Annotated in this window: 20 protein-coding genes; 18 read left to right on the plus strand and 2 right to left on the minus strand. The window is 46.5% G+C overall.

The window, feature by feature from the left end; genetic code table 11:
• The first annotated feature begins 15 nt into the window (after positions 1 to 15).
• The 15 genes from J7E85_RS20515 (at position 16) to J7E85_RS20585 (ending at position 12,039) form a co-directional block, all read left to right on the plus strand.
• Positions 16 to 2,058 carry a penicillin-binding transpeptidase domain-containing protein gene (locus J7E85_RS20515; RefSeq protein ID WP_215160940.1) on the plus strand — a complete coding sequence of 681 codons (2,043 nt, stop codon included), beginning with the start codon at positions 16 to 18 and terminating at the stop codon, positions 2,056 to 2,058.
• 78 nt (positions 2,059 to 2,136) lie between these two features.
• Entirely contained in the window at positions 2,137 to 2,529 is a 393-nt protein-coding gene (locus J7E85_RS20520) for a VOC family protein (RefSeq protein WP_215160942.1), read from the plus strand.
• Positions 2,530 to 2,537: 8 nt separating this feature from the next.
• Positions 2,538 to 2,966, plus strand: coding sequence for a GNAT family N-acetyltransferase (locus tag J7E85_RS20525; protein ID WP_215160944.1), 429 nt, complete (start codon positions 2,538 to 2,540; stop codon positions 2,964 to 2,966).
• Between the two features lie 117 nt (positions 2,967 to 3,083).
• Positions 3,084 to 3,680, plus strand: coding sequence for an AAA family ATPase (locus tag J7E85_RS20530; protein ID WP_215160951.1), 597 nt, complete (start codon positions 3,084 to 3,086; stop codon positions 3,678 to 3,680).
• Between the two features lie 56 nt (positions 3,681 to 3,736).
• Positions 3,737 to 3,922 carry a hypothetical protein gene (locus J7E85_RS35165; protein ID WP_483311332.1) on the plus strand — a complete coding sequence of 62 codons (186 nt, stop codon included), beginning with the start codon at positions 3,737 to 3,739 and terminating at the stop codon, positions 3,920 to 3,922.
• Positions 3,923 to 4,462: 540 nt separating this feature from the next.
• Entirely contained in the window at positions 4,463 to 5,437 is a 975-nt protein-coding gene (locus J7E85_RS20540; protein WP_215160953.1) for a metal ABC transporter solute-binding protein, Zn/Mn family, read from the plus strand.
• Between the two features lies 1 nt (position 5,438).
• On the plus strand, positions 5,439 to 6,167 hold the full coding sequence (locus J7E85_RS20545) for a metal ABC transporter ATP-binding protein (protein ID WP_215160955.1): 729 nt from the start codon (positions 5,439 to 5,441) through the stop codon (positions 6,165 to 6,167).
• 3 nt (positions 6,168 to 6,170) lie between these two features.
• On the plus strand, positions 6,171 to 7,109 hold the full coding sequence (locus tag J7E85_RS20550; protein WP_215160957.1) for a metal ABC transporter permease: 939 nt from the start codon (positions 6,171 to 6,173) through the stop codon (positions 7,107 to 7,109).
• On the plus strand, positions 7,106 to 8,008 hold the full coding sequence (locus J7E85_RS20555) for a metal ABC transporter permease (RefSeq protein ID WP_215160959.1): 903 nt from the start codon (positions 7,106 to 7,108) through the stop codon (positions 8,006 to 8,008). The genes J7E85_RS20550 and J7E85_RS20555 overlap by 4 nt, the downstream gene beginning before the upstream one ends.
• A gap of 130 nt (positions 8,009 to 8,138) precedes the next feature.
• Positions 8,139 to 8,666 (plus strand): GNAT family N-acetyltransferase, encoded by a 528-nt coding sequence (locus tag J7E85_RS20560; protein ID WP_215160961.1) that lies wholly within the window; start codon positions 8,139 to 8,141, stop codon positions 8,664 to 8,666.
• A gap of 33 nt (positions 8,667 to 8,699) precedes the next feature.
• Positions 8,700 to 9,209 (plus strand): NUDIX hydrolase, encoded by a 510-nt coding sequence (locus J7E85_RS20565; protein ID WP_215160963.1) that lies wholly within the window; start codon positions 8,700 to 8,702, stop codon positions 9,207 to 9,209.
• Between the two features lie 15 nt (positions 9,210 to 9,224).
• The gene (locus tag J7E85_RS20570) at positions 9,225 to 9,410 is read left to right on the plus strand and encodes a hypothetical protein (protein ID WP_215160965.1); all 186 of its coding nucleotides are present in this window, start codon (positions 9,225 to 9,227) and stop codon (positions 9,408 to 9,410) included.
• A gap of 176 nt (positions 9,411 to 9,586) precedes the next feature.
• The gene (locus J7E85_RS20575) at positions 9,587 to 10,531 is read left to right on the plus strand and encodes a glycosyltransferase family 4 protein (RefSeq protein WP_215160967.1); all 945 of its coding nucleotides are present in this window, start codon (positions 9,587 to 9,589) and stop codon (positions 10,529 to 10,531) included.
• 30 nt (positions 10,532 to 10,561) lie between these two features.
• Positions 10,562 to 11,239 carry a galactosyltransferase-related protein gene (locus J7E85_RS20580; RefSeq protein WP_215160969.1) on the plus strand — a complete coding sequence of 226 codons (678 nt, stop codon included), beginning with the start codon at positions 10,562 to 10,564 and terminating at the stop codon, positions 11,237 to 11,239.
• Between the two features lie 35 nt (positions 11,240 to 11,274).
• Positions 11,275 to 12,039 (plus strand): glycosyltransferase, encoded by a 765-nt coding sequence (locus J7E85_RS20585; RefSeq protein ID WP_215160970.1) that lies wholly within the window; start codon positions 11,275 to 11,277, stop codon positions 12,037 to 12,039.
• A gap of 97 nt (positions 12,040 to 12,136) precedes the next feature.
• On the opposite strand, the gene J7E85_RS20590 is transcribed toward J7E85_RS20585, so the two are convergent.
• On the minus strand, positions 12,137 to 14,737 hold the full coding sequence (locus tag J7E85_RS20590) for a glycosyltransferase (RefSeq protein ID WP_215160972.1): 2,601 nt from the start codon (positions 14,735 to 14,737) through the stop codon (positions 12,137 to 12,139).
• Positions 14,738 to 14,989: 252 nt separating this feature from the next.
• Here J7E85_RS20590 and J7E85_RS20595 point away from each other — a divergent pair, with 252 nt between their 5' ends.
• On the plus strand, positions 14,990 to 15,385 hold the full coding sequence (locus J7E85_RS20595; protein WP_215160974.1) for a hypothetical protein: 396 nt from the start codon (positions 14,990 to 14,992) through the stop codon (positions 15,383 to 15,385).
• A gap of 269 nt (positions 15,386 to 15,654) precedes the next feature.
• Here the strand turns inward: J7E85_RS20595 and J7E85_RS20600 are convergent, their stop codons facing one another.
• On the minus strand, positions 15,655 to 16,962 hold the full coding sequence (locus J7E85_RS20600) for a glycosyltransferase family 2 protein (protein ID WP_251035889.1): 1,308 nt from the start codon (positions 16,960 to 16,962) through the stop codon (positions 15,655 to 15,657).
• A 195-nt stretch (positions 16,963 to 17,157) separates the two neighbouring features.
• Here J7E85_RS20600 and J7E85_RS20605 point away from each other — a divergent pair, with 195 nt between their 5' ends.
• Both J7E85_RS20605 and J7E85_RS20610 read left to right on the plus strand, forming a co-directional pair.
• Positions 17,158 to 18,972: a DUF3658 domain-containing protein gene (locus tag J7E85_RS20605; RefSeq protein ID WP_215160976.1), complete on the plus strand. Its 1,815-nt coding sequence runs from the start codon at positions 17,158 to 17,160 to the stop codon at positions 18,970 to 18,972.
• 51 nt (positions 18,973 to 19,023) lie between these two features.
• Positions 19,024 to 20,121, plus strand: coding sequence for an acyl-CoA dehydrogenase family protein (locus J7E85_RS20610; RefSeq protein ID WP_215160978.1), 1,098 nt, complete (start codon positions 19,024 to 19,026; stop codon positions 20,119 to 20,121).
• The last annotated feature ends 150 nt before the right edge of the window (positions 20,122 to 20,271 follow it).

The following is a 20,271-nucleotide window of genomic DNA, read 5'->3' on the forward strand; positions in this document are numbered from 1 at the left end:
TGAGGAGTGGAAGCGATGTATTTTAAATGGATATGGGTCTTCTTGTGCCTGAGTTTAGTGCTAATACATACGGGCTGTGACCGCAACAAGGAACCGGATCCAGAAGAGATTGCGAAACAGTATGTTGAATGGTGGGAAGAAGGCAGCTATGAATCGATGTATGATCTGCTGTCACAGGAGTCCAGACAGGAGATGACAAAGGAAGAATTTGCAACGCGATTACAGACCATCTATGAAGGGATTGGAGCAGAAGACCTCACCATAAAGGCTGACTTTACGGCTAAGGAAGCAAGCGAAACAACGGATGAGCGAGTGTTCTATCCCTACCAACTCCAATTGGAAACATCGGCAGGTCGAGTGCAGGCTAAAGGTACGTTTGAGCTTTTAAAAGAGGACAATCAAACCAATGCTAAGAGCCTGTCTTGGCGAATGGTATGGCATCCTTCCTTGATTTTGCCGGCCATGGATGCCTTGGATAAAGTGAATGTGCAGACGTTACCATCCAGCAGGGGCGAGATCTTGGATCGTAATGGTCACGGTCTGGCCATTAATGGCAAGATTGAGGTCATCGGTATTATTCCGGGTAAGCTCGGTGACGATGGAGAACAGACCTTGGCTATGTTGGCTGAACGGTTGGGAATATCGACCGAGATTATAAAGCGAAAGCTGGATGCGGCATGGGTGAAAGACGATCTGTTCGTACCCATCTTGAACCTGAATGCGCGGCAGGGCAGAATGGATTATAGTGATTTGGCAGGCGTTGTGAAGAAGAATGAGCGTGCTCGAGTCTACCCTTACGGTGCGGCGGCAGCACATCTAACAGGCTATATCCGACAAGTGACAAAGGAGGATTTGACCAATGCGCCTGAGGCGCATTATGGGCCGAATGAACTTATCGGTAAATCAGGATCCGAGCAAGTATATAATGAGATTTTGCGCGGCCGGGACGGTAAGCGGATATCGATCGTGGATTCCTCGGGTCAGGTCAAAGAAATCGTAGCCGAGAAGAAAGCGGTAAATGGTCAAGATATCCGTTTAACCATTGATGCAGAACTTCAACAATCCATATATGCTTCATTTCGTGAGGATGCAGGTACCGCAGCGGCCATCAACCCCAAGACCGGAGAAATTTTGGCATTGGTTAACAGCCCGTCCTATGATCCCAATGCTTTCATCGTTGGATTATCGACAGAGCAGTGGGATGAATGGAATCACAATCCGGATAAGCCGCTATTGAATCGTTTTACTAAGCTGTATGCTCCGGGCTCGGTATTTAAACCGATCACGGCTGCGGTTGGTCTGAAGCTTGGGATCACTACCCCTGGAAAAACCAGGGAGATCCACGGCTTGCGTTGGTCCAAAGATCCGAGCTGGGGGAATTATTACGTGACTCGCGTGAAGGAAGTTCCTGTCCTGAATCTGAGAGATGCTCTTGTGTATTCAGATAACATCTATCTGGCGCAGGAAGCATTGGAGATCGGTGCGGATGCTTTTTTGAAGGAAGCTGTAAAGTTCGGCTTCGAAGAGGGACTGCCGCTTCAATTCCCATTCCCGGAAGCAAGCTTGGCCAATGAGGGGATAAAAAGCGAAATTCAACTCGCGGATTCCGGATATGGTCAAGGGGAAGTGCTGATGAGTCCTTTACATTTGGCATTGGCTTATACCCCCTTTATAAATGGCGGGGAGCTGATTCAGCCTGTGCTGGATTCATCAGAGCAAGAGAAGAGGCCTAAGGAAACGGAAGAGGTGCTGGATAAGCACACTGCCGAGATCATCAAGAGTATGCTCGTTGATGTGGTTCAAGATCCCAAAGGTAGCGGACATGGTGTCGATATTTCAGGTATTGAACTTGCAGGCAAGACGGGAACTGCCGAACTGAAAATCAGTAAAGCCGAAAAAGGACAGGAGAACGGCTGGTTCGTTGCGTTTGACACGACGGAGTCCAAGCTCCTGCTCGCGATGATGGTAGAGCATGTTGAAGGCCGGGGTGGCAGCGGGTATGTCGTGAACAAAGTCGCACCTATTTTGCGAGAATATTACGGAAAAGAACAGCCTTAAATATAAGCCTACGAAAAGTTCTTGTTATGCGAACTGGACGGTTGTAATATGGAATAAAAAATAGTCGGAGATGATCTTATGAGCAAGATTCAATTCGCAGTCCAAGTTCGATTGGTGTCCGATCTTACCCGTTCCAAACAGTTCTATGAAGAAGTGCTGGGCTGCGAAGTGAATGACGTTTGGGCGGTCAGGGATGATTTTTCGCTCGGATTCAAGCTGATCCAGGCGAAATCGAGTACAGATGTCACACCGAATCCAGCAGGCAAGGATCAAGAGACACCATGGGATACATACGCATACGTGGATACTCACCACGAATTGGATGAATTGTATGAGGAACTGACCTCCAGAGGTGCCGAAGTGGTACAGGAGCCTGTATTAATGGAAGCAGCCTGGGGTGTGTGGAAGGATTTTGCAATTCAAGATCCGGACGGCTATGTGATTGCATTTGGCTCCGGGAAGAGGGACTAGGTGGTGTAATGAGAGGAATCGACATGAAGCAGGTCCTTATTAGCAGCGAACCTTCGCTGTTGGATTTGGACGCCATTGTACATTTTTTGCGGCAAAGCTATTGGGCTAACGAACGTTCTGACGATAAAATCAAGAAATCGCTAGAAGGCTCTACATGCTTTGGAGCATATTACGACAACCGACAGATCGGCTTTGCTCGCGTGGTGACGGATGGCGCAACCGTCTATTGGTTGTGTGATGTGTTTGTGGATGAGGCTTATCGTGGACTTGGCGTGGGGAAGAAATTAATCGAAACGATTACCACCCACGAGGATTACCGAAATTTATTCGGTATATTGTCTACGCGGGATGCCCATGGTCTGTACGAACAATACGGTTTTGTCCGCGATCACGGAAAGACATTGACTCGTATGCCAGATTTCCTTAGGAAGGATTAGTCGTTACTGGGAGTAAGATGGCTGATAGTCATAAATTCTATCAATCCCTCGGATATGAGGACGGTATCATTAAAGGGATTTATAAAAGATTGCCCTGTTAAGAAGGGGGATTCATCTATGATTATATGGGTTAACGGCGCATTCGGTTCGGGTAAGACCCAGGCTGCGCATGAGCTTCAGCGAAGAATCCCGAACTCATACGTGTACGATCCGGAGAATGCAGGTTACTTCATTCGCGATAATGTGCCGAGGGATGCCAAACGCGATGACTTCCAGCATTATCCGATGTGGAGGGAGTTTAATTACTCCATGTTTAAGTATTTGGACCAGGAATCGGATCAATTGATCATAACTCCGATGACGATAACGAACGCGGAATATTTCGATGAAATCGTTGGTAATTTGAGACGTGATGGCGTGGTCGTCCAGCATTTTACATTGTGTGCGTCCAAGGAAGTACTCCTTAGACGACTGCGAAGCAGAGGGGAAGGTTCGAATTCATGGGCCGCACAACAAATTGACCGGTGTATCAGCGGGTTCTCGAATGAATTGTTCCAGCATCATATCGACACAGATCGCTTATCGATCGACCAGGTTGTAGAGACGATTGGCGCTTTGGCAAATGTGAAGTTATTGCCTGATCATCGCAGCTCAGCTAAGAAGAAACTCGATCGAATCAAAACCAAATTTTCGCATATCCGATTTTTTGGATAACAAGTAGATGGACAGGAGATAGACGGCATGAACACACCATAACAAATCCGATCTTATTGTCCTTTCCAGACAGATTTGAGACGGAACGGCTTATTATCCGTGCACCGGAGTGGGGTGGCGGAGAGCATATCAATGAAGCCATACTTGAAAGTGTAGAGGGGCTTAAACCCTGGCTTCCGTTTGCAAGAAGCATTCCCGCTGTGTCTGAATCTGAAGCTTACGTGCGAACGGCTCGTCTGTAGTTTATGGAGCGCAGCGATCTGGTCATTAAGGTTGCGGAAAGCTGCGGGTTTACATTAGAAGGTACGCTGAGAAATGTGATGCTGAGGGATTGTGGCGGATTTTCACATTTGAAGGTTTATTCAAAAGTGCGTGGTGTAGAGTTTTAGTGAGAGCTGGAATATAACGATACCCAGATATAGAAAAAAGAGACGATTTCTCTAATGGAGAAGTCGTCTTTTTGTGTTTTTAAGATAACACAAAATCAAACCAAAAAAATATTTTATATATAGCTAAATATGTTGCCTTAATGAAAAACAAGCTTTGGATGTACGTATATTATCAATAAAATCAAGAGGAAATGGAGGTGCCCAACAGAATGAGATGTACGAATTCATAAAATTGCATTGACAAAAACCTGAAGATGGATTATTTTTTGTACATAGGAATTAAAGTTGCATTAGAGCAAAATAATTGGTTCATGGCAGGACGAGGCTTGAGATGTCCAAGATCGTCTAAGGATTAAGCAAACTCATTATTAATGTGGAGTGGAGGAGAAGAAGATGAAGAACAAGAGGACTAGTAGAAGCAGGATATTTATAGGGGCGGCCGCCATTCTGAGTTTGCTGCTGGTGTTATCCGCGTGCGCTTCGGGAGAAGTGAAGCAGGACGGAGCAGCGGGTGAACAGGGGGATAAGAAAATTCGCGTGGTTACAACCATTGGACAGATTGCGGAACCCATCTCCGTTATCGGAGGAGATCGGGTCGAGGTACTAAGCTTGATGGGACCTGGCGTCGATCCGCATTTATATAATGCGACCCAAGGCGATATCAAGAAATTGGATAGTGGTGATGTTATTTTCTATAGCGGGCTTCATCTCGAAGGCAACATGACGGAAATATTCGAGCAGATCGGTAAGAACAAACCTGTACTGGCGATTGCGGATGCCATCCCGAAGGATCAATTGCTGCAGGATGATACGCAGGCCATCGATCCCCATGTGTGGTTTGACATCGATCTGTGGAAAGCGTCGCTCGATTCCGCGGTAGAGAAGCTGAAGTCGCTGTCCCCGGATGACGCCGATTATTTTGAAGAGAACAAGCAGAAGTATTTTGCCCAGTTGGATGAATTGAAAGCCGAGGCCAAGGATAAGTTGAGTCAGATTCCGGAAAAGCAGCGGGTCATGGTAACCGCTCATGATGCCTTTGGATATTTCGGCCGCTTGCATGGGTTGGAGGTAGTTGGACTGCAGGGGCTCAGTACGGAGGATGAAATCGGCCTCTCGGATATTAACGGAACGATCGATATTCTGCTGCAGCACAAGGTGCCTGCCGTATTCGTCGAGAGCAGTGTCAATCCGGCTTCGATTAATGCCGTCATTGAAGGTGCTGCCAAGAAAGGGTTGGATTTAAAGCTCGGAGGAGAGCTCTTCTCCGATGCCATGGGCGAAGCGGGAACAACGGAAGGGACTTATATCGGAATGTATCGTCATAACGTTGAAACAATCTATCATGCATTAACAGAAAGTGGTGAATAAAATGTCTGTACTTCAAGTTCAAGACCTCAATGCATCCTATCGTAAAAATAAAGTGCTTCACCATGTCTCCTTTAAAGTGGAACAAGGCTCTTTAACAAGCATTGTCGGGCCAAACGGCGCCGGTAAATCAACGCTGTTAAAGGTCATGCTGGAGCTTCACCCCAAGCTGTCCGGTAGTGTCTCATTTTTTGGATCAAGCTTAAGCAAAACCAAGACTCGTGTCGGTTATGTGCCGCAGCGCGGATCCGTGGACTGGGATTTCCCGACCGATGCACTGGATGTTGTCATGATGGGTTTATACGGCCGGGTGGGCTGGCTGAAGCGACCGAATAAGAGCCATAAGGAAAAAGCGATGGCATCGCTGGATCAAATGGGCATGGCGGACTTTGCCGACCGGCAGATCAGCCAGCTCTCCGGTGGACAGCAACAGCGCGTATTCCTCGCTAGGGCGCTTGTCCAGGATGCCGACCTCTATTTCATGGATGAGCCGCTAGCCGGAGTTGATGCGGCAACCGAGCGGGCCATTATGACCACGCTGAAGGATCTGAAAATGGCCGGTAAAACCGTAATGGTGGTCCACCATGATCTCCAGACGGTTGAGGATTATTTCGACCATGTGCTGCTCCTGAACCGTACGGTCATTGCGCATGGGAAGACGGAAGACGTATTCACGAAGGAACATGTATACCGCGCCTACGGCGGTTCGCTTCGCTGGATGAAGGAGGCGTAACGCATGCTAAATTCATTATTGTCTCCAAACACGCAGTGGGTGCTGTTGAGCACGTTAATCCTGGGCATGGCAGCTGGCATGATTGGCTGTCTCGCCTATTGGAAGCGGCAAAGCTTGATGAGTGACGCGCTGTCTCATGCGGCTCTTCCCGGTGTGGTGGTTGCTTTTGCATTGACGGGAAGCAAGAATCTGCTGGTGATGATACTCGGGGCTGCTGCCAGCGCATTAATCGGGGCCTGGATGATCCAGTGGATACGTACCTCCAGCCGTATTAAGGAAGATACGGCCATGGGCATGATTCTATCCGTATTTTTCGGATTGGGCATTATGCTGCTTACGATTGTGAACCGTACAGCGGGCGGGAATCAGAGCGGACTGGATAACTTTATTTTCGGCCAGGCTGCTTCCATGGTTCGTAAGGATGTTTTTACGATGCTCATCCTGGCTGCTTTAGTTATTCTGGTTGTCTCGATTGGCTTTAAGGAATGGAAGCTGTTTCTGTTTGATCCCGATTTTGCCCGGGGATTAGGGTTGAATAGCCGTGTGATGAATACCCTCTATATGGGGGTGCTCGTTCTCGTCATCGTCATTGGCATTCAGGCTGTCGGCGTCATTCTGATGGCAGCCATGCTAATCATACCTTCCGTCAGCGCAAGATATTGGACTCAATCCTTCAAAATGATGGTTATTTTGTCAGCTATATTTGGAGGCGGCTCCGGGTTTGTCGGTACCCTGGTCAGCACAATGGGGAAAGGATGGCCAACAGGGCCGTTTATCGTTGTAGCCTCTTCCGTGTTGTTCACGGTTTCCCTGATCTTCGGTGCTGAGAAGGGGTTGCTGATCCAGGCACTGCAGCTCCGCTCTCAGAAAAAAGAACATATGGACTCCAATAACCAACCTGTTTTAAGTCCCCGGCTGTCCGAAAGGGGGGGCAATCAATGACCTACACAGGATGGATATTGCTTACGGCCTCTCTCGTCGGATTGTCTTGCGGTATCATTGGCGTGTTCCTGATATTGCGCAGAATGGCGATGATGGCTGATGCTATCAGTCATACTGTGCTGCTTGGGATCGTAACGGCGTTTATCGTCACAAGAGAACTAAGCGGACCTCATATGCTGATCGGTGCGATTATTGCCGGATTGCTGACAGCGGTCCTCGTTCAATGGTTTCATTCCCGGGGCGTTCAGCAGGATGCATCTATCGGGGTTGTATTCACAACCTTGTTTGCAATTGGCGTTATCCTGATTGCAACTCAGGTTGGCAATGCGCATCTGGATACCAAGCATGCCCTCATGGGCGAGATTACGTTTGTGCCTTGGGAATTAATGCACGTTCCTCTGTTAGGAGATGTGCCAAAGGCTACCTTTATGCTGGCAGCCGTGCTCATGGTCGTACTTATCGTCATCCTGGCGTTCTACAAGGAATGGAAGATTACGTCCTTTGATCCGGCTTTGGCGGCCAGTATTGGCATTCCTGTCGTACTCATGCACTATGTATTTATGTCGCTGCTCTCCATCACAACGGTTGCATCGTTTGATGCCGTAGGAGCGATCATGGTGGTGGCTATGCTTATAACACCTGCCGCCGCGGCCTATCTATGGACGGATAAACTCTCCATCATGCTGGTGTTAAGCGGAGCATTCGGCGTCATTTCTGCAATCATGGGTTACTATGTCGCGTTATGGCTGGACACCTCCATCTCAGGATCTATGGCGTTTGCCACCGGAATTGTATTTATTATCAGCTTCCTGTTCTCTCCGAGACATGGCGTGCTTTCCCGTTATCTTCATAAATTTAGTACACACGGCAGTGAAGAGAAACTGGACGGTGTATCCTAAAAAAGAATGCTGTATGAAGCTTGGGCGATAAGATGCCCAGGCTTCTTTTTGTCTTCCAAAACTTAGGGTATGGTATAATCAGGAAAAAATGACCGTGTTGTTATGAAATTATTTCAAGGAGTGAGTACATTTGCAGATAGAGTCAACAAGACTGGTGATTCGGGATTTTCAGGAGGAGGATTTTGCTAGTATTCATGCCTACGCCTCGGACCCATTAGTGACCGAGTATACGATGTGGGGACCGAACAGGGAAGAGGATACCTTAGCATATTTAACGGAAATCCGCCAAATGAAAGAGCAGAGCCCTCGAGACAGCTTTGAACTTGCGATCGTGCTGAAAGATAGTGGCCATTTAATCGGGGGTGTGGGTCTTCACCGATCCAAGACGAATGCAGAGCTTGGGTACTGCTTGAATTCCGCCTATTGGCGACAGGGCTATGCAACGGAAGCTGCTAGCGTCATGTGCCGTTTTGGTTTTAAGGAGCTGGGAGTTCATCGGATCTACGCCACCTGCAGGCCGGGAAATATCGGGTCAGCTGCGGTCATGCGCCATATCGGAATGAAGCAGGAAGGGCATCTTCGGCAGCACCTATGGTTTAAAGGTGCTTACCATGATTCCTATTTATTCTCCATCCTCAAAGATGAATTCGAGGTCTAAAATCTATCATATTGTTAAGGAGCTCCTGCCTACATGGATAATACCAATTTGTTGATCCGTCATAACGGAATTTCGATTTACGAGGAAGCGTCAGGTAAAGTGTATTATACCAAAGAGGATCATGTGTCTGTTGTTGTTCTGGCTAAGCATGGCGATCAACTGCTGCTAATCCGTCAATATCGCGCCGCCGTGGATGACTACGTCATTCAGTTACCCGGCGGTGGCGTATTCGAGGAGGAGGACCTGGAATCGGCAGCACGCCGAGAGATGCTGGAAGAAACGGGCTGCACATGCGGCAAACTTCATTATCTGGGCAAGCTGTATCCGGCGTCCTGGAGATGCAATGAAATCGCCCATGTTTATTATACCGATGAGGTGATAAATCAAGCGGATCAACAGCTCGAGGGATACGAGCGCATTGACGTAGTAAGAATGAGTGTAACGGAATGCCTGCACCGGATTAAGGAGAACGAGCTGCAGGACTCCGAGCTGGTCTTTGCGATGATGCAAGGTTTGCTCAAGGGCTTCTTTCAGCATATATAACGGAGGTTCATATTCATGGAGTTTGTTGGGATTTTTATGACTGTGTTAAGTATCATTGTTGCCATTATTGTCATTCGTTTCGCCATCAATTCATCGAAAATCATCATAAGAATGGATGCCATGCTCCAAGAAATGAGAATGCTGCGAAAGGACATTAAAGAGCTGAAAGAGAACAAGCATATCGTGGATAAAAGACTGTAGTTATCAGTCAGATATAAATGAATTTTAATTGCTGCCTTTAGATGTAGATGCTTTCTACACTAAAGGCAGCTTTTTATTGTTAATGATAGACGGTTTCATCATTTTATGTTATCTCGCAAACTTGTTGGGAAGAAATCGAATATAATCTGTTAGGAGTGAGTAAGGGGGACAAAACTATGGGAAGGCACTTGCTGATCTATGATGTAGACTGGTGGATCCTCGGCAAAAATGCCAAAGTTATACAGCAGTACCATCCATCTCTGGACCTAATGTCTATGAGTGAATTGGATCTGTATCTGGCGCATAAGAGCAGTGGGGCGTTAAATCACCAATATGAACACATATCTGCCATGTGTCTTGGCATTGCAGCTTATTGTATCTTCAAGAATGTACGGATCGATTCAGCAGTAGCCGTTTCCTACTATTATTTCAGTCAGCATTATGAAATCTTTCGAGAATGGGTGGATGAACTTATTCCAGATCCTGACTTTCTTAGATTGGTTATTCCTAAAATTGGTAAGATAGGCGCCATAAATCAGAGGCTGGCTTTAACCTTGCAGGCCGTAGCTCCGAACGCATCTGTTGAATATATAGGTCATTTCGTGGATGACAAGTTGTTTCAACCATCGCCTACAGCTCGATTAAACAACACTTCATTCATTATTGGATGGGCTGGAGATCCCTCGAAAATCTCTAAAAATTACAACACATTGTACATGCGAATTAAAGAACATTTCAAGAATGAGGAACGGGTCACTTTTATAGAAACCTCTAGGTCCTATACCTATGAGGATATGCCGAATTTTTATCATAAGCTGGATTTGTTGTTGATCACGGGGGCCAACGAAGGAAGTGGAGCAACGGCGCTGGAAGCGTATGCTTGCGGGGTACCGGTTCTTTCCACGAATGTTGGTAATGTAAAGAACGCAGCTCACCCGAATGCTTATGCTTTGATTCTGGATAGTGACGATCCTGATGATTTTATACGCTCGATTAGACATTGGTTGAATCACTTGGTAGAGCTTCAAGAAATTGGACGGCAATGCAGGAGACAAATAGAATCAGGCTGGGGCATTGAGCATGCGATGAGCCGATGGCTCACGGTTTTGTTTCAAAAATAGCGCAGACATGTCGGTGAGGAGGAAGAGACGATGTTTGACCAAGTTTCCGTTCTGATTCCCTACCAGTCGGATAATGACGGGCCGAGGGATGCTGCATTCAGGTGGGTATTGGATTTCTACACACGGTCGATGCCGAGTATAGAAATATGTATCGGAAAAGTCTCTGGTAATCCATTCAGCAGGTCAAAGGCCATTAACTGTGCAGCCTGTCAAGCAACCAGAAATAAGTTCATTATCGCAGATTGCGATATTGTATATGATCCAAATCTCGTGCTGGAATCTATATCTTATGTGAATGACTATCAATGGGTTATTCCATTCAGCCGTATTTTACGGCTGCCAGAGGACGCTTCACAGCTAGTCCTGGCTCAAACACCTGGTTGGCCGATCTCTACGGAGCTGGGAAATCGAGATGAGAACAGCGCTTATTATTTTGGAGGATTGAATGTATTACAACGAAATGCGTTTGAAGCAGTCGGGGGATATGATGAACGGTTTATCGGCTGGGGGGGAGAGGATGAAGCCTTCGCATACGCATTGGACACCCTTATCGGAACTCACGTACGACTGGACGGGGAAATGGTGCACTTCTGGCACCCATTTGTTGGACCCGAAGGAAATCCCCATTATGAAACCAACTATGCCTTGTTTAAAAAGTACAAAGAGGCAAGGGGACATGTTCAATCTATGCGCAAACTGATTCCTTAAGAATAAAGGCCTAAATGGAGAAGGAGAGGTTGTCTATGAAACTGTCGGTGATTGTACCAGTATTGAATGAAGAAACGTTCGTTCCTTTATATATTGAAAGCGTTAGTCGTTTTGCTAATGAAATAATTATAGTGGATGGAGGAAGCACAGATGGCACTTTGAAGCATATTGAACGGTTACAGAATCTTTGTTCGATCCGGCTATTCCGTTTCCAACAGATCGGGATGCCGTACACCGAGGATTGGAATGAATCCTTAGTACGTAATTTTCTGATTGATCAAGCTCAAGGAGACTGGATCATGAACTTGGATATCGATGAACTAATGGATGATCGTTTTAAGGAGGTACTGCCGCAACTTATGGGCAATAAAGAGGTGGATATATACCAGTTCCCGTTCGTCAATTTCTGGGGAGATCCGTGGACAATTCGAATTAACAGTCCAGGCGATGAGCGATGGTCCAATGATATAACGAGGATGTGGAGGGCGAATAAAGGAATCCGTTATCGTAACGAGAAACATCATTGTACGCTAGAGGCGGCCGAGGGCCAGAGTATATGGAGTATTCCAAGAGGGCGAAGTGATGTGTTTATATACCACTACCATTACGCCTTAGGAAGAAAGATCAAATTTAATGATAATCGAAGAAGAGACGTTAATTTACTCGAAAACGAAGGTATGCCAGATTGGAGTTACCAGCATTCCGAATACGAGATTGCCACAGCGCCGTTTCAAGGTCAACATCCTGAAGTGGTTCGGCGTCACTTGAAGGCTATTGGATTCGAGCCTCATTCAAACTAAAAAGCCCCTAACCATGTTTCTGAACTAGCTTCTGAGCCAGCTTCAGAAATTCATGGGGGGCTTTTAATTTTCGTTATAGGTTTCAAATTATATTTAACTATACAGTCGATATATTTTTTGTGAACGAGATGATATTGCGGACAATTTGAGTCACTTGTGCGTCCTTCAAAACATCGATATCGGGTAAGTGGGATAAAAGCGCTATTAGCTGATGATCGTGATAACAAAGCGAATCTGCGACAAAATGATCGGAATACAGGTGTGGGAAAATGTCGGTTGAACCGCAGTACAGCACATGATCAAATGTGACTTGTGAGAATAAATCGATTCGGTTTGTGAAATACAGTTGAGGCCCCGCTTTGCGCGTGCCAATTACTTGGTTGCCGTGATATACATGTGTATATACGATGACATACAGATTTTCATCCTCAGTCAATCCCTTGACGATTTTCTGCCATCGTCTTGAATTTGTCTCCCATATTTTTTCGCCCAGAACCAATGCGAACTGCTTTCCTGTTTCTCGGACTCGACTCGCAATATCCTCTGGCTGATCCGCTAAATGAAAGATGCTGTGCGGACCTTTCGGTGTTCTCCAAGATTTGTTCCATTTCTGTTCATAGTATGCCTTATTATCATTCCATAAGGATTCGTATACCTGCGGCCTCAATTCTTTAATGGTGGCACTGCCGTAATGATATACAAAAGCATCCTCAACGATAGCTAGACGGTATCCTGCCTGTCGGACACGCTCACAGTAATCATCATCCTCGAACATGCCAATTCCATAGGCTGGATCAAGAGACCCAACTTGTTCCCATACACTCCGTTTTATAGCCACACAGAAAAATCCAAGTAAATCGGTATATCTGATTTTCTGACGGTACAGTTCATAAAAATCATGTAACCAATGAGCATCGGCTCCGTATACTGTGTCGCCTATGAAATGATCAAGCGCTTGATCATTACCCACATAATTGGACATGGGACCCGTCATTCCGATTTGCGGGTCTTCGTGAAATGGCCGAAGCAATCTGGAAATCCAACTGCCATCTGGTACGATTGTATCGTTGTTTAGCAGAATCATATACTGGCCTGTTGACTCCTGGCATCCAAGTGTGTTGCCTGCGGCAAAACCAAGATTATCAGGAGACGATATAACTTTAATTAACGGGTTGCTAAGTGTTTTAAGTTGAAGAGAAGTTTGATCCGTTGAGGCATTATCAACAATAACAACTTCCAGGTTAGGATAATGCCCCTTATGAAACAGACTGCGAAGACATTGCTCAGTGTAAGACCATTTATTATGAACAACAATAATAACGCTAACCTTGGGAAACAGATGCTGGATAATGTATTCGTTCAAAACCTTGTATCTTTGAACCCAGTTATTATGCCGGACGAAATCTTGCCTGCGTTTGATCAACTCCGTACCGTTGTTCTGAAGCGCTTCTTGAATCGCCTGCTCGAATTCCTCCGGAGTATGTGCTATGGAGACGATTTCGGAAGCAATGGCTTCAACCTCTGGAAGGTGGGTAGATACGACAGGTTTTCCTGCAGCTAGATATTCGTAAAGTTTAACAGGATTTGTAGCCTTTGTAAGCATATTCTTCATGAAAGGAATTAACGCAACTTGGAATCGATGCAAATAGCTCGGAAGCTCATGATAGGGCTTTTCGCCTAAAAATATTACGTTGCCCAGCTTCTCGATCTGAGAGGTATCACAACCAAAAGTGTGTCCGATCAGAACAAATGTCCATTCCGGTCGATTTCTAGCCACTGTTTCGATTAGACGTATATCGAACCAGTCGGAAATCGCTCCATAGTAACCGATTATCGGCTGCTCTATGGACTCAAGCTCCGTCAAAGGTTCTTCGGGCGGCATCGAAAAGTGAGTAATATCTGCTGCGTTGCGGATAAGAACGGTGGTTGGGTTATATTCTGTTGCCCAATCATACAAGTGCTGAGAGGACGTTACGACAAGACCGGCCTCCCGAAGCAGGCGTTCCTCCTGCTGAAGCATTTCAGGCTCATTTGTCGAGAAGCCCGCATGATGATCCATGCAATCATAAACGATATGATGTTGCTCCATTGCCATAACAAGTGGTGTCCAGAATGGTAAATCAACAATGGATACCAATTGGGATATGCCAAATTTGGCTCGTACGTGCTCAATAGACCATTTCAGGTATTGGATATCCCAATGATTCATCTTATCTTTATATAGATTTAGAGGCTGATTCGCGCACAGAGTAACGAGCCATACGTTTCGATCGATGTTCTTGATGGTGACGAAGCGGCTTACCTCTTCTTGGGAAGCCTCTTCCTTGCGTAAACCAATGATCTCTGTTGTTACATAGAAGACACGATGCCCCTGTTGAGCGAATTGTTCTGATAATTGCTGTGGACGTTGCCATCGGAACTGCCAGTCAATGACAGGAAAACGAATAATATCGTATAGGGGAGCTTTCGTTGGGATGATAACCTCCGATACCGGAGGCGCAAACGATTTAGGAGCAGACGTGGATTGAAACGGGTCAGTGGATTGTTGATGAGTTGATTGTGATAGGGATACCAGAGGTACCGAGTGAACCAAACGTTTCTTCTTGTTCAATTTATGGTTTGATTTCCGAAGCTTGATCTGATGGGGACTGGTGCGAATCGTCAAAGATCTGCGCCGGTTGTTCGTGATTTTATTCAAGAGTAGCCTCCTCTCTCGTGTGTGATTGTCTCTTTAACAAAGTATGAATCACCCACAGTATCTGTATGGGTAGAACACCATTTGACATTGGATTTATCAAAATGAGTGTGTATGGTTCCAGCATTCAAATATCTTGGAGGAGGATGTATAGATCTATGCTGTAGGCGGTTTTCTTATCTTTGGCTATTTGAGTTTCCATTGTTATGATTTATACATATTGTACCAGTGACTACATGGAGGGAGGCCGCTAGCGTGAGGAGATATTGGAACCGAAGCCATCCAAACGATTGCAAGGTCATTAAAGGTAAGAGAAAACATAAGCATGCTAAAAAGTCTATCCCGGTATTGGGCAAGCTGAATAGGTTGCGCTGGAGACTGATTAAGAGCATTTCTCAGATCAAATTACAGCTCAGACGACTTACCATGCGGGTAAATACACTTCAGAGGCAAGTAGAAAGCAGCTATGGGGCGCGAGGTAATGTCATTGCCTATTTAAGGTCGCGACTTAATACACGTATAACGATCGAAACTCCAGCAGGTCCAATTTTCGGTACATTGGTATCTATTGGAGAAGATTATATTCAAATCTCGGAGCCTAACGGAAGCATTGCCATTATACCGCAGCGTGGTATTTTATCCATTGAATAATGATAAATAGGGAGGGAAGAGAGGATGGATTTTTCGGAGATACTGGCAACTTTCCTTGGTAGGACGGTAGAGGTAATCCAGGCCAATCAGTTCCTTCAAGGACAATTATTATCAGCTACAGCCGGATTGATCACGGTACAGGTAGTAAGCTCAAATTATTTGCCAACATCAAGACAGGTTACCATAATTAACGATAATATATCGTTAGTCCGTATACTTCCTCAGTGATTTCTCGAATGGTGAACTTTACAAGATCTATTTCAATAAATCTAATTCAATATGTCGCTCATGGCGTTCTTCCATTTCTCATAGTAATTAAGATGCCGATGTGTCATGCTGGAGCTTCTTAACCTTCTATGATAGAGCGGTTGAGGAACATGATGAACCGGATGGAAGCAGGAAACCTTGGATAACATCTCGATATCTTCGTATAGACGTCCTTCGAAAGGGACCATGGTGTTCCAACCTCCTACCTGCTTGAGTATAGAGACGTTGAACATTCTTGGGGCGACTGCAACGGCTTCAGCGAGGAGTCGCCTGGAGGAGAAATGGGATGGTCCAGTTCTGATACCCTGGTAAAGGAGCTGTTTATTCATCCGCTCGAGCCATTCAACATGATTCGCATAGAATACACCAACATTCCGCTCCTTGCATGCTTCATGTAGAAGGACTTCCAGACAATCAGGTGACATCCAATCATCGGCATCCAACTCAAGAAACCAGGAACCCCTCGCCATTTGAAGTGCTCTGTTCAGGGCATGAGCTTTACCCAGGTTTTGATTTTGTCTCACTGTATTTATTCTTGAATCAACAGGGAGTCTCGCCAGAATACTTGAAGTATCATCACTTGAACCGTCATCGACAATGATCAGCTCCCAAGCTGTGATCGTCTGTGATAATACGGAGCGAATAGCCCATGGCAAGTATTCACCGTCGTTATATGTGCATAGAGCAATGGTAACTATTGGAGAGTTTTGTCTTTCATCTATATACTGAACACGGGATGAAGCATGGAGAAGCGGGGAGATTGCGTTCCATTCCTCAGCTTCCCTCATCCAAGCAGGGGCAGCGCGTTGATGGTATAGGATCCCATCGGAATCAACTTCCGTCCATTCATATCGGGTGGACAGCTGGATCTGTTTATCGATCAACACGTACTTCTGGAATGGCAGCTGCTCTTTTGTCGTAAAACCCGGTATCTGCCCATTCATGACCATCTCCGTGCGCCATAACAGGGGTCCACGGGGAAAAGGGGAGGATGGAAGATGACTGTGGTTGGATAGAGCCGGTTGACCTGTAATAGAAACGGGATTCATTATGCAGCCGGCTGAGCGGTCACTGCATGTACTAAGCCATCGTTCGATTTCTTTGTTTGCATGTGGCTGAACAGAATCTCCCGCATAGAGGGTCACGAACCACGGATCAGTCTCCAGGGATAGCGTCTCATTCATGATCGCTGCAGCCTCTTCTTCGCTAGGGATCACTATAGATTGGGCATATGAAAATACACGTTGAACCGAGGACGCGGTATTTACGCTTAAATGAGGATATAAACCTGGAAGAATAAACACCAGCATGACCGTTCAGCTCCTTACTGTATTCATCTTAGTTGTTACAAAACGGATATCTTTAACACAATTCTGTTTATCGTATGCCCACATGCGTAAGGCGGATACAACTCGCTTATAACATCCTCTAAGTTGCGACGTTATAGTAAATCAGGAATAATAGAGCTTAGAAGCAGGAAGCTGGGATGGGGGAAATTGAATCAAATGAAATCAACTCATAGTCATATTATTCAGAAAGCTCAAGATTTTGCGCGCACAGTGCACGAAAGGGATGCAAGCGGTCATGATTGGTGGCATGTGCAGCGTGTCACCCGAATCGCCCGACTCCTGGCGTATCTTGAAGGCGCGAATCCATACATATGTGAATTGTCAGCATATCTCCATGACGTAGCTGACGAGAAGCTGAATGAATCAAAGGAAGCAGGTTACGAGCGGGTTCAGCAGTGGTTGCAGCAAGCCGGTGTGGAAGCATCTGACCAGGAAACCGTGTTGGAGATTATCAGCACGATGTCTTTCTCTGGGGGCACGGGGAACGCCATGCGTACATTGGAAGGGCAAATTGTACAGGATGCAGATCGTCTGGATGCGATTGGCGCAATCGGTATTGCCCGTACATTTGCTTATTCCGGATGGAAGGGACAAAGCATGTATGATCCATTCATTCCTCTTCGGGAGCAAATGACACCAGAGGAATATCGAAAAGGCAAAAGCACGGCCATTAACCATTTCTATGAAAAGCTTCTGAAGCTAAAGGACAAGATGAATACGGAATCGGCAAGACTGCTGGCAGATGGCAAGCATCAAAGTCTCGAGCTCTTTCTCCAGTTGTTCGATAAAGAGTGGGCAATGGGGAATGAAGTCTACCTGCACGAATCCCCGATTCATCGCGGGAATGTATCGCGTGTCCATATTGCGTTCGATGATTCAACGGCAGGGTCGTTAAAGATGCTGCTGCGCTCGAAACCGGGAGAAATCGTAGTTACATTGCACGATGACCTCATGATCGGACCGCTCCCGAAGGACCATGATTTCTCCCGTTCGTTCTCTATCCGAAATAAGTGGTTTCAGGAACGATATAGCATTACGCATGCGGATGACAGAAAATTAACGATGCTGCAAGCTGCCTTCGCTTGGCTGACCTTGCCCCAGCAGCTGAACGAGCTGCCATGCTTGATATGGGCAGGGGATTCCGCCTCGGAACAACTTGGTCTGCGCAGGCTGTTATCACTGATACCGGATCATCTCGATGTTAGGTTGGTGAATGCGACAAGTATTCATCGTCAGCAAAATCCAAACAGTTGGTATCGAGGAACGTTTGAGATGGCTTCGGAAAAACTTCAGATCGTGATGGACACATCTGAGGAGCATGTTCCATTGTCGCCGCAAGATCAGGCTGGCTATCGTGCGGATTGGCAGCGTCTCGTAAGCGATGATGGGTTCCTGCGCGTGCTTCAAGGCGAGGAGTTACGCACCGTTCCTGAATCTTACTATGATGCAGATATACTGCAAGCCGCATATCGCCTTGAGGCTAGACACGGGTTCTTCAAGAAATCAGCCCGCATTATTGGCGAGGTGATCGGAATGAGTGATTTAACCGTTTCCGACTCTTTCATCGAGTATCGGGTCCGGCATCTGATTCAGGAAGGGGCTTTAACCTATAACGGCGAGCTGACAGCGATGCGAAACTACAGTATCTCTCTTGTAGATACATCAACTCCCGAGGAGCAGTGGACCCATGAACAGCGCCTGGCCAAGGTCGTAAAGCTGAAGTCGCTGCTGCTTGAGATGATGGAAATTAATCATGCGGAGAGTGGTCTCATGGAAGAACTACGCCAGTTGGATGCAGAGGGACTGGGATCATCTGTTTCCACCAACCCGGAAGCATTTAGGAGCAGCATACAAACTCAAATCGATAGCCTGTTGAGCACGTATCAACATCATCAGGAACAACGTGTGTCCTTCATGGGTTCCCTGGAGAAGGTGTTAACCCAGATCGATGAAACGGCTCCGAAAGAATAAATTAAGCACATTCGTACAAGGTTGGAATCGTTATATCATTCAGACAGAGAAATGAAAGTGGAAAGCGGTGGAGACATGTTATTTACGGAGCAGCAGATTCAAACTATAAGAGAACAAGCGCTTGGGATGGACAAGCATCGTCAAGTTACGCCCGAAGTGCTGGCAACTATATACGATCATCGTTTATTTCATTTATTTGTGCCCGATGAGCTTGAAGGACGAATGACCTCTCTGCCGGAGGCTGCACGCATTTTTCAGGAGAGTGCCAGGATCGACGGTAACCTGGGATGGCTGGTTACAATTGGAGCAGGTGGAGGATTCTTCGCGGCACTGATGAGCCAGGAAGTGAGCCGCCGCGTATTCGCGCATCGAGAAGCGGTGATTGCGGGCAGCGGGATGCCGACTGGTACGGCAAGACAGGTGGACGGCGGATATATTGTGAACGGCAGCTGGAAGTATTGCAGCGGTTCTACCTATGCAACGACCTTTACAGCCAATGCAGTTATTGAACAGGGTTCCACGGTACAAGATGCAGCTGACGTACCGGCTACAGGTCAGGACGAGCCCCATATTCGATCCTTTATCCTGAATCCTGATCAAATCGAGATTCTGGAGGATTGGAATGCCTTCGGGCTGCGGGCAACGGCGAGTCATACGATATCCGCTGTGGATGCGTTCGTGCCGGTGGAGATGACGTTCTCCCTTACGGAAACCCAAGGGTATGAGAACGAAACAATCTATCAATATCCCTTCCTTCCGTTTGCCCAAGTATCTTTCGCTGGAGTCGCCGTTGGCATCGCCGAGCATTTCCTTGAAGCAGCAGAATCACTTGCGGCACAGAAAGGGAGCTCTTCTCATGTGATCGGCAAGCTGGAGGAGCGTAAAGCAATGTTGGAGCAATCCGTTTCGGATTTTTATGAGACGGTGGAGGGCTCATGGGAGGAGCTGCTGAGTAACGGTGGATTATTGAATGCAACAGAAGCAGAGGTAACCACCCGAAGCGTAGCAGCAGCCCAAACAGCATTATCCTGCGGCCAGCAGGTGTTCCCACTGTTGGGTTTATCCGCTGCGATGGAAGACACCGAAATCAATCGCTGCTGGAGGGATCTTCAGACGGCATGCTCGCATGCGCTGCTAAGAAACATCTGATTGAGAAGTAAACCATGGAGATGTATAACCGTTTAGAAGCAAAACCATGAGCCGCATACCAAGCAGCTCATGGTTTTTATGTTGATCTGCTGCTAATTCCATACCCCGAAAAGCACAATTATTCAGTATTCCCGTAGGAGGCCCGGTCCT

The sequence above is a fragment of the Paenibacillus sp. ISL-20 genome (genome assembly GCF_018613005.1).
Taxonomy (GTDB): domain Bacteria; phylum Bacillota; class Bacilli; order Paenibacillales; family Paenibacillaceae; genus Paenibacillus_AQ.

Coding starts and splice junctions, on each gene's coding strand:
- J7E85_RS20520 (WP_215160942.1), top strand. CDS start 2,137: ATGAGCAAGATTCAATTCGCAGTCCAAGTTCGATTGGTGTCCGATCTT.
- J7E85_RS20555 (WP_215160959.1), top strand. CDS start 7,106: ATGACCTACACAGGATGGATATTGCTTACGGCCTCTCTCGTCGGATTG.
- J7E85_RS20580 (WP_215160969.1), top strand. CDS start 10,562: ATGTTTGACCAAGTTTCCGTTCTGATTCCCTACCAGTCGGATAATGAC.
- J7E85_RS20540 (WP_215160953.1), top strand. CDS start 4,463: ATGAAGAACAAGAGGACTAGTAGAAGCAGGATATTTATAGGGGCGGCC.
- J7E85_RS20515 (WP_215160940.1), top strand. CDS start 16: ATGTATTTTAAATGGATATGGGTCTTCTTGTGCCTGAGTTTAGTGCTA.
- J7E85_RS20530 (WP_215160951.1), top strand. CDS start 3,084: ATGATTATATGGGTTAACGGCGCATTCGGTTCGGGTAAGACCCAGGCT.
- J7E85_RS20575 (WP_215160967.1), top strand. CDS start 9,587: ATGGGAAGGCACTTGCTGATCTATGATGTAGACTGGTGGATCCTCGGC.
- J7E85_RS20610 (WP_215160978.1), top strand. CDS start 19,024: ATGAAAGTGGAAAGCGGTGGAGACATGTTATTTACGGAGCAGCAGATT.
- J7E85_RS20570 (WP_215160965.1), top strand. CDS start 9,225: ATGGAGTTTGTTGGGATTTTTATGACTGTGTTAAGTATCATTGTTGCC.
- J7E85_RS20605 (WP_215160976.1), top strand. CDS start 17,158: ATGAAATCAACTCATAGTCATATTATTCAGAAAGCTCAAGATTTTGCG.
- J7E85_RS20525 (WP_215160944.1), top strand. CDS start 2,538: ATGAGAGGAATCGACATGAAGCAGGTCCTTATTAGCAGCGAACCTTCG.
- J7E85_RS20550 (WP_215160957.1), top strand. CDS start 6,171: ATGCTAAATTCATTATTGTCTCCAAACACGCAGTGGGTGCTGTTGAGC.
- J7E85_RS20565 (WP_215160963.1), top strand. CDS start 8,700: ATGGATAATACCAATTTGTTGATCCGTCATAACGGAATTTCGATTTAC.
- J7E85_RS20585 (WP_215160970.1), top strand. CDS start 11,275: ATGAAACTGTCGGTGATTGTACCAGTATTGAATGAAGAAACGTTCGTT.
- J7E85_RS20545 (WP_215160955.1), top strand. CDS start 5,439: ATGTCTGTACTTCAAGTTCAAGACCTCAATGCATCCTATCGTAAAAAT.
- J7E85_RS20600 (WP_251035889.1), bottom strand. CDS start 16,962: ATGCTGGTGTTTATTCTTCCAGGTTTATATCCTCATTTAAGCGTAAAT.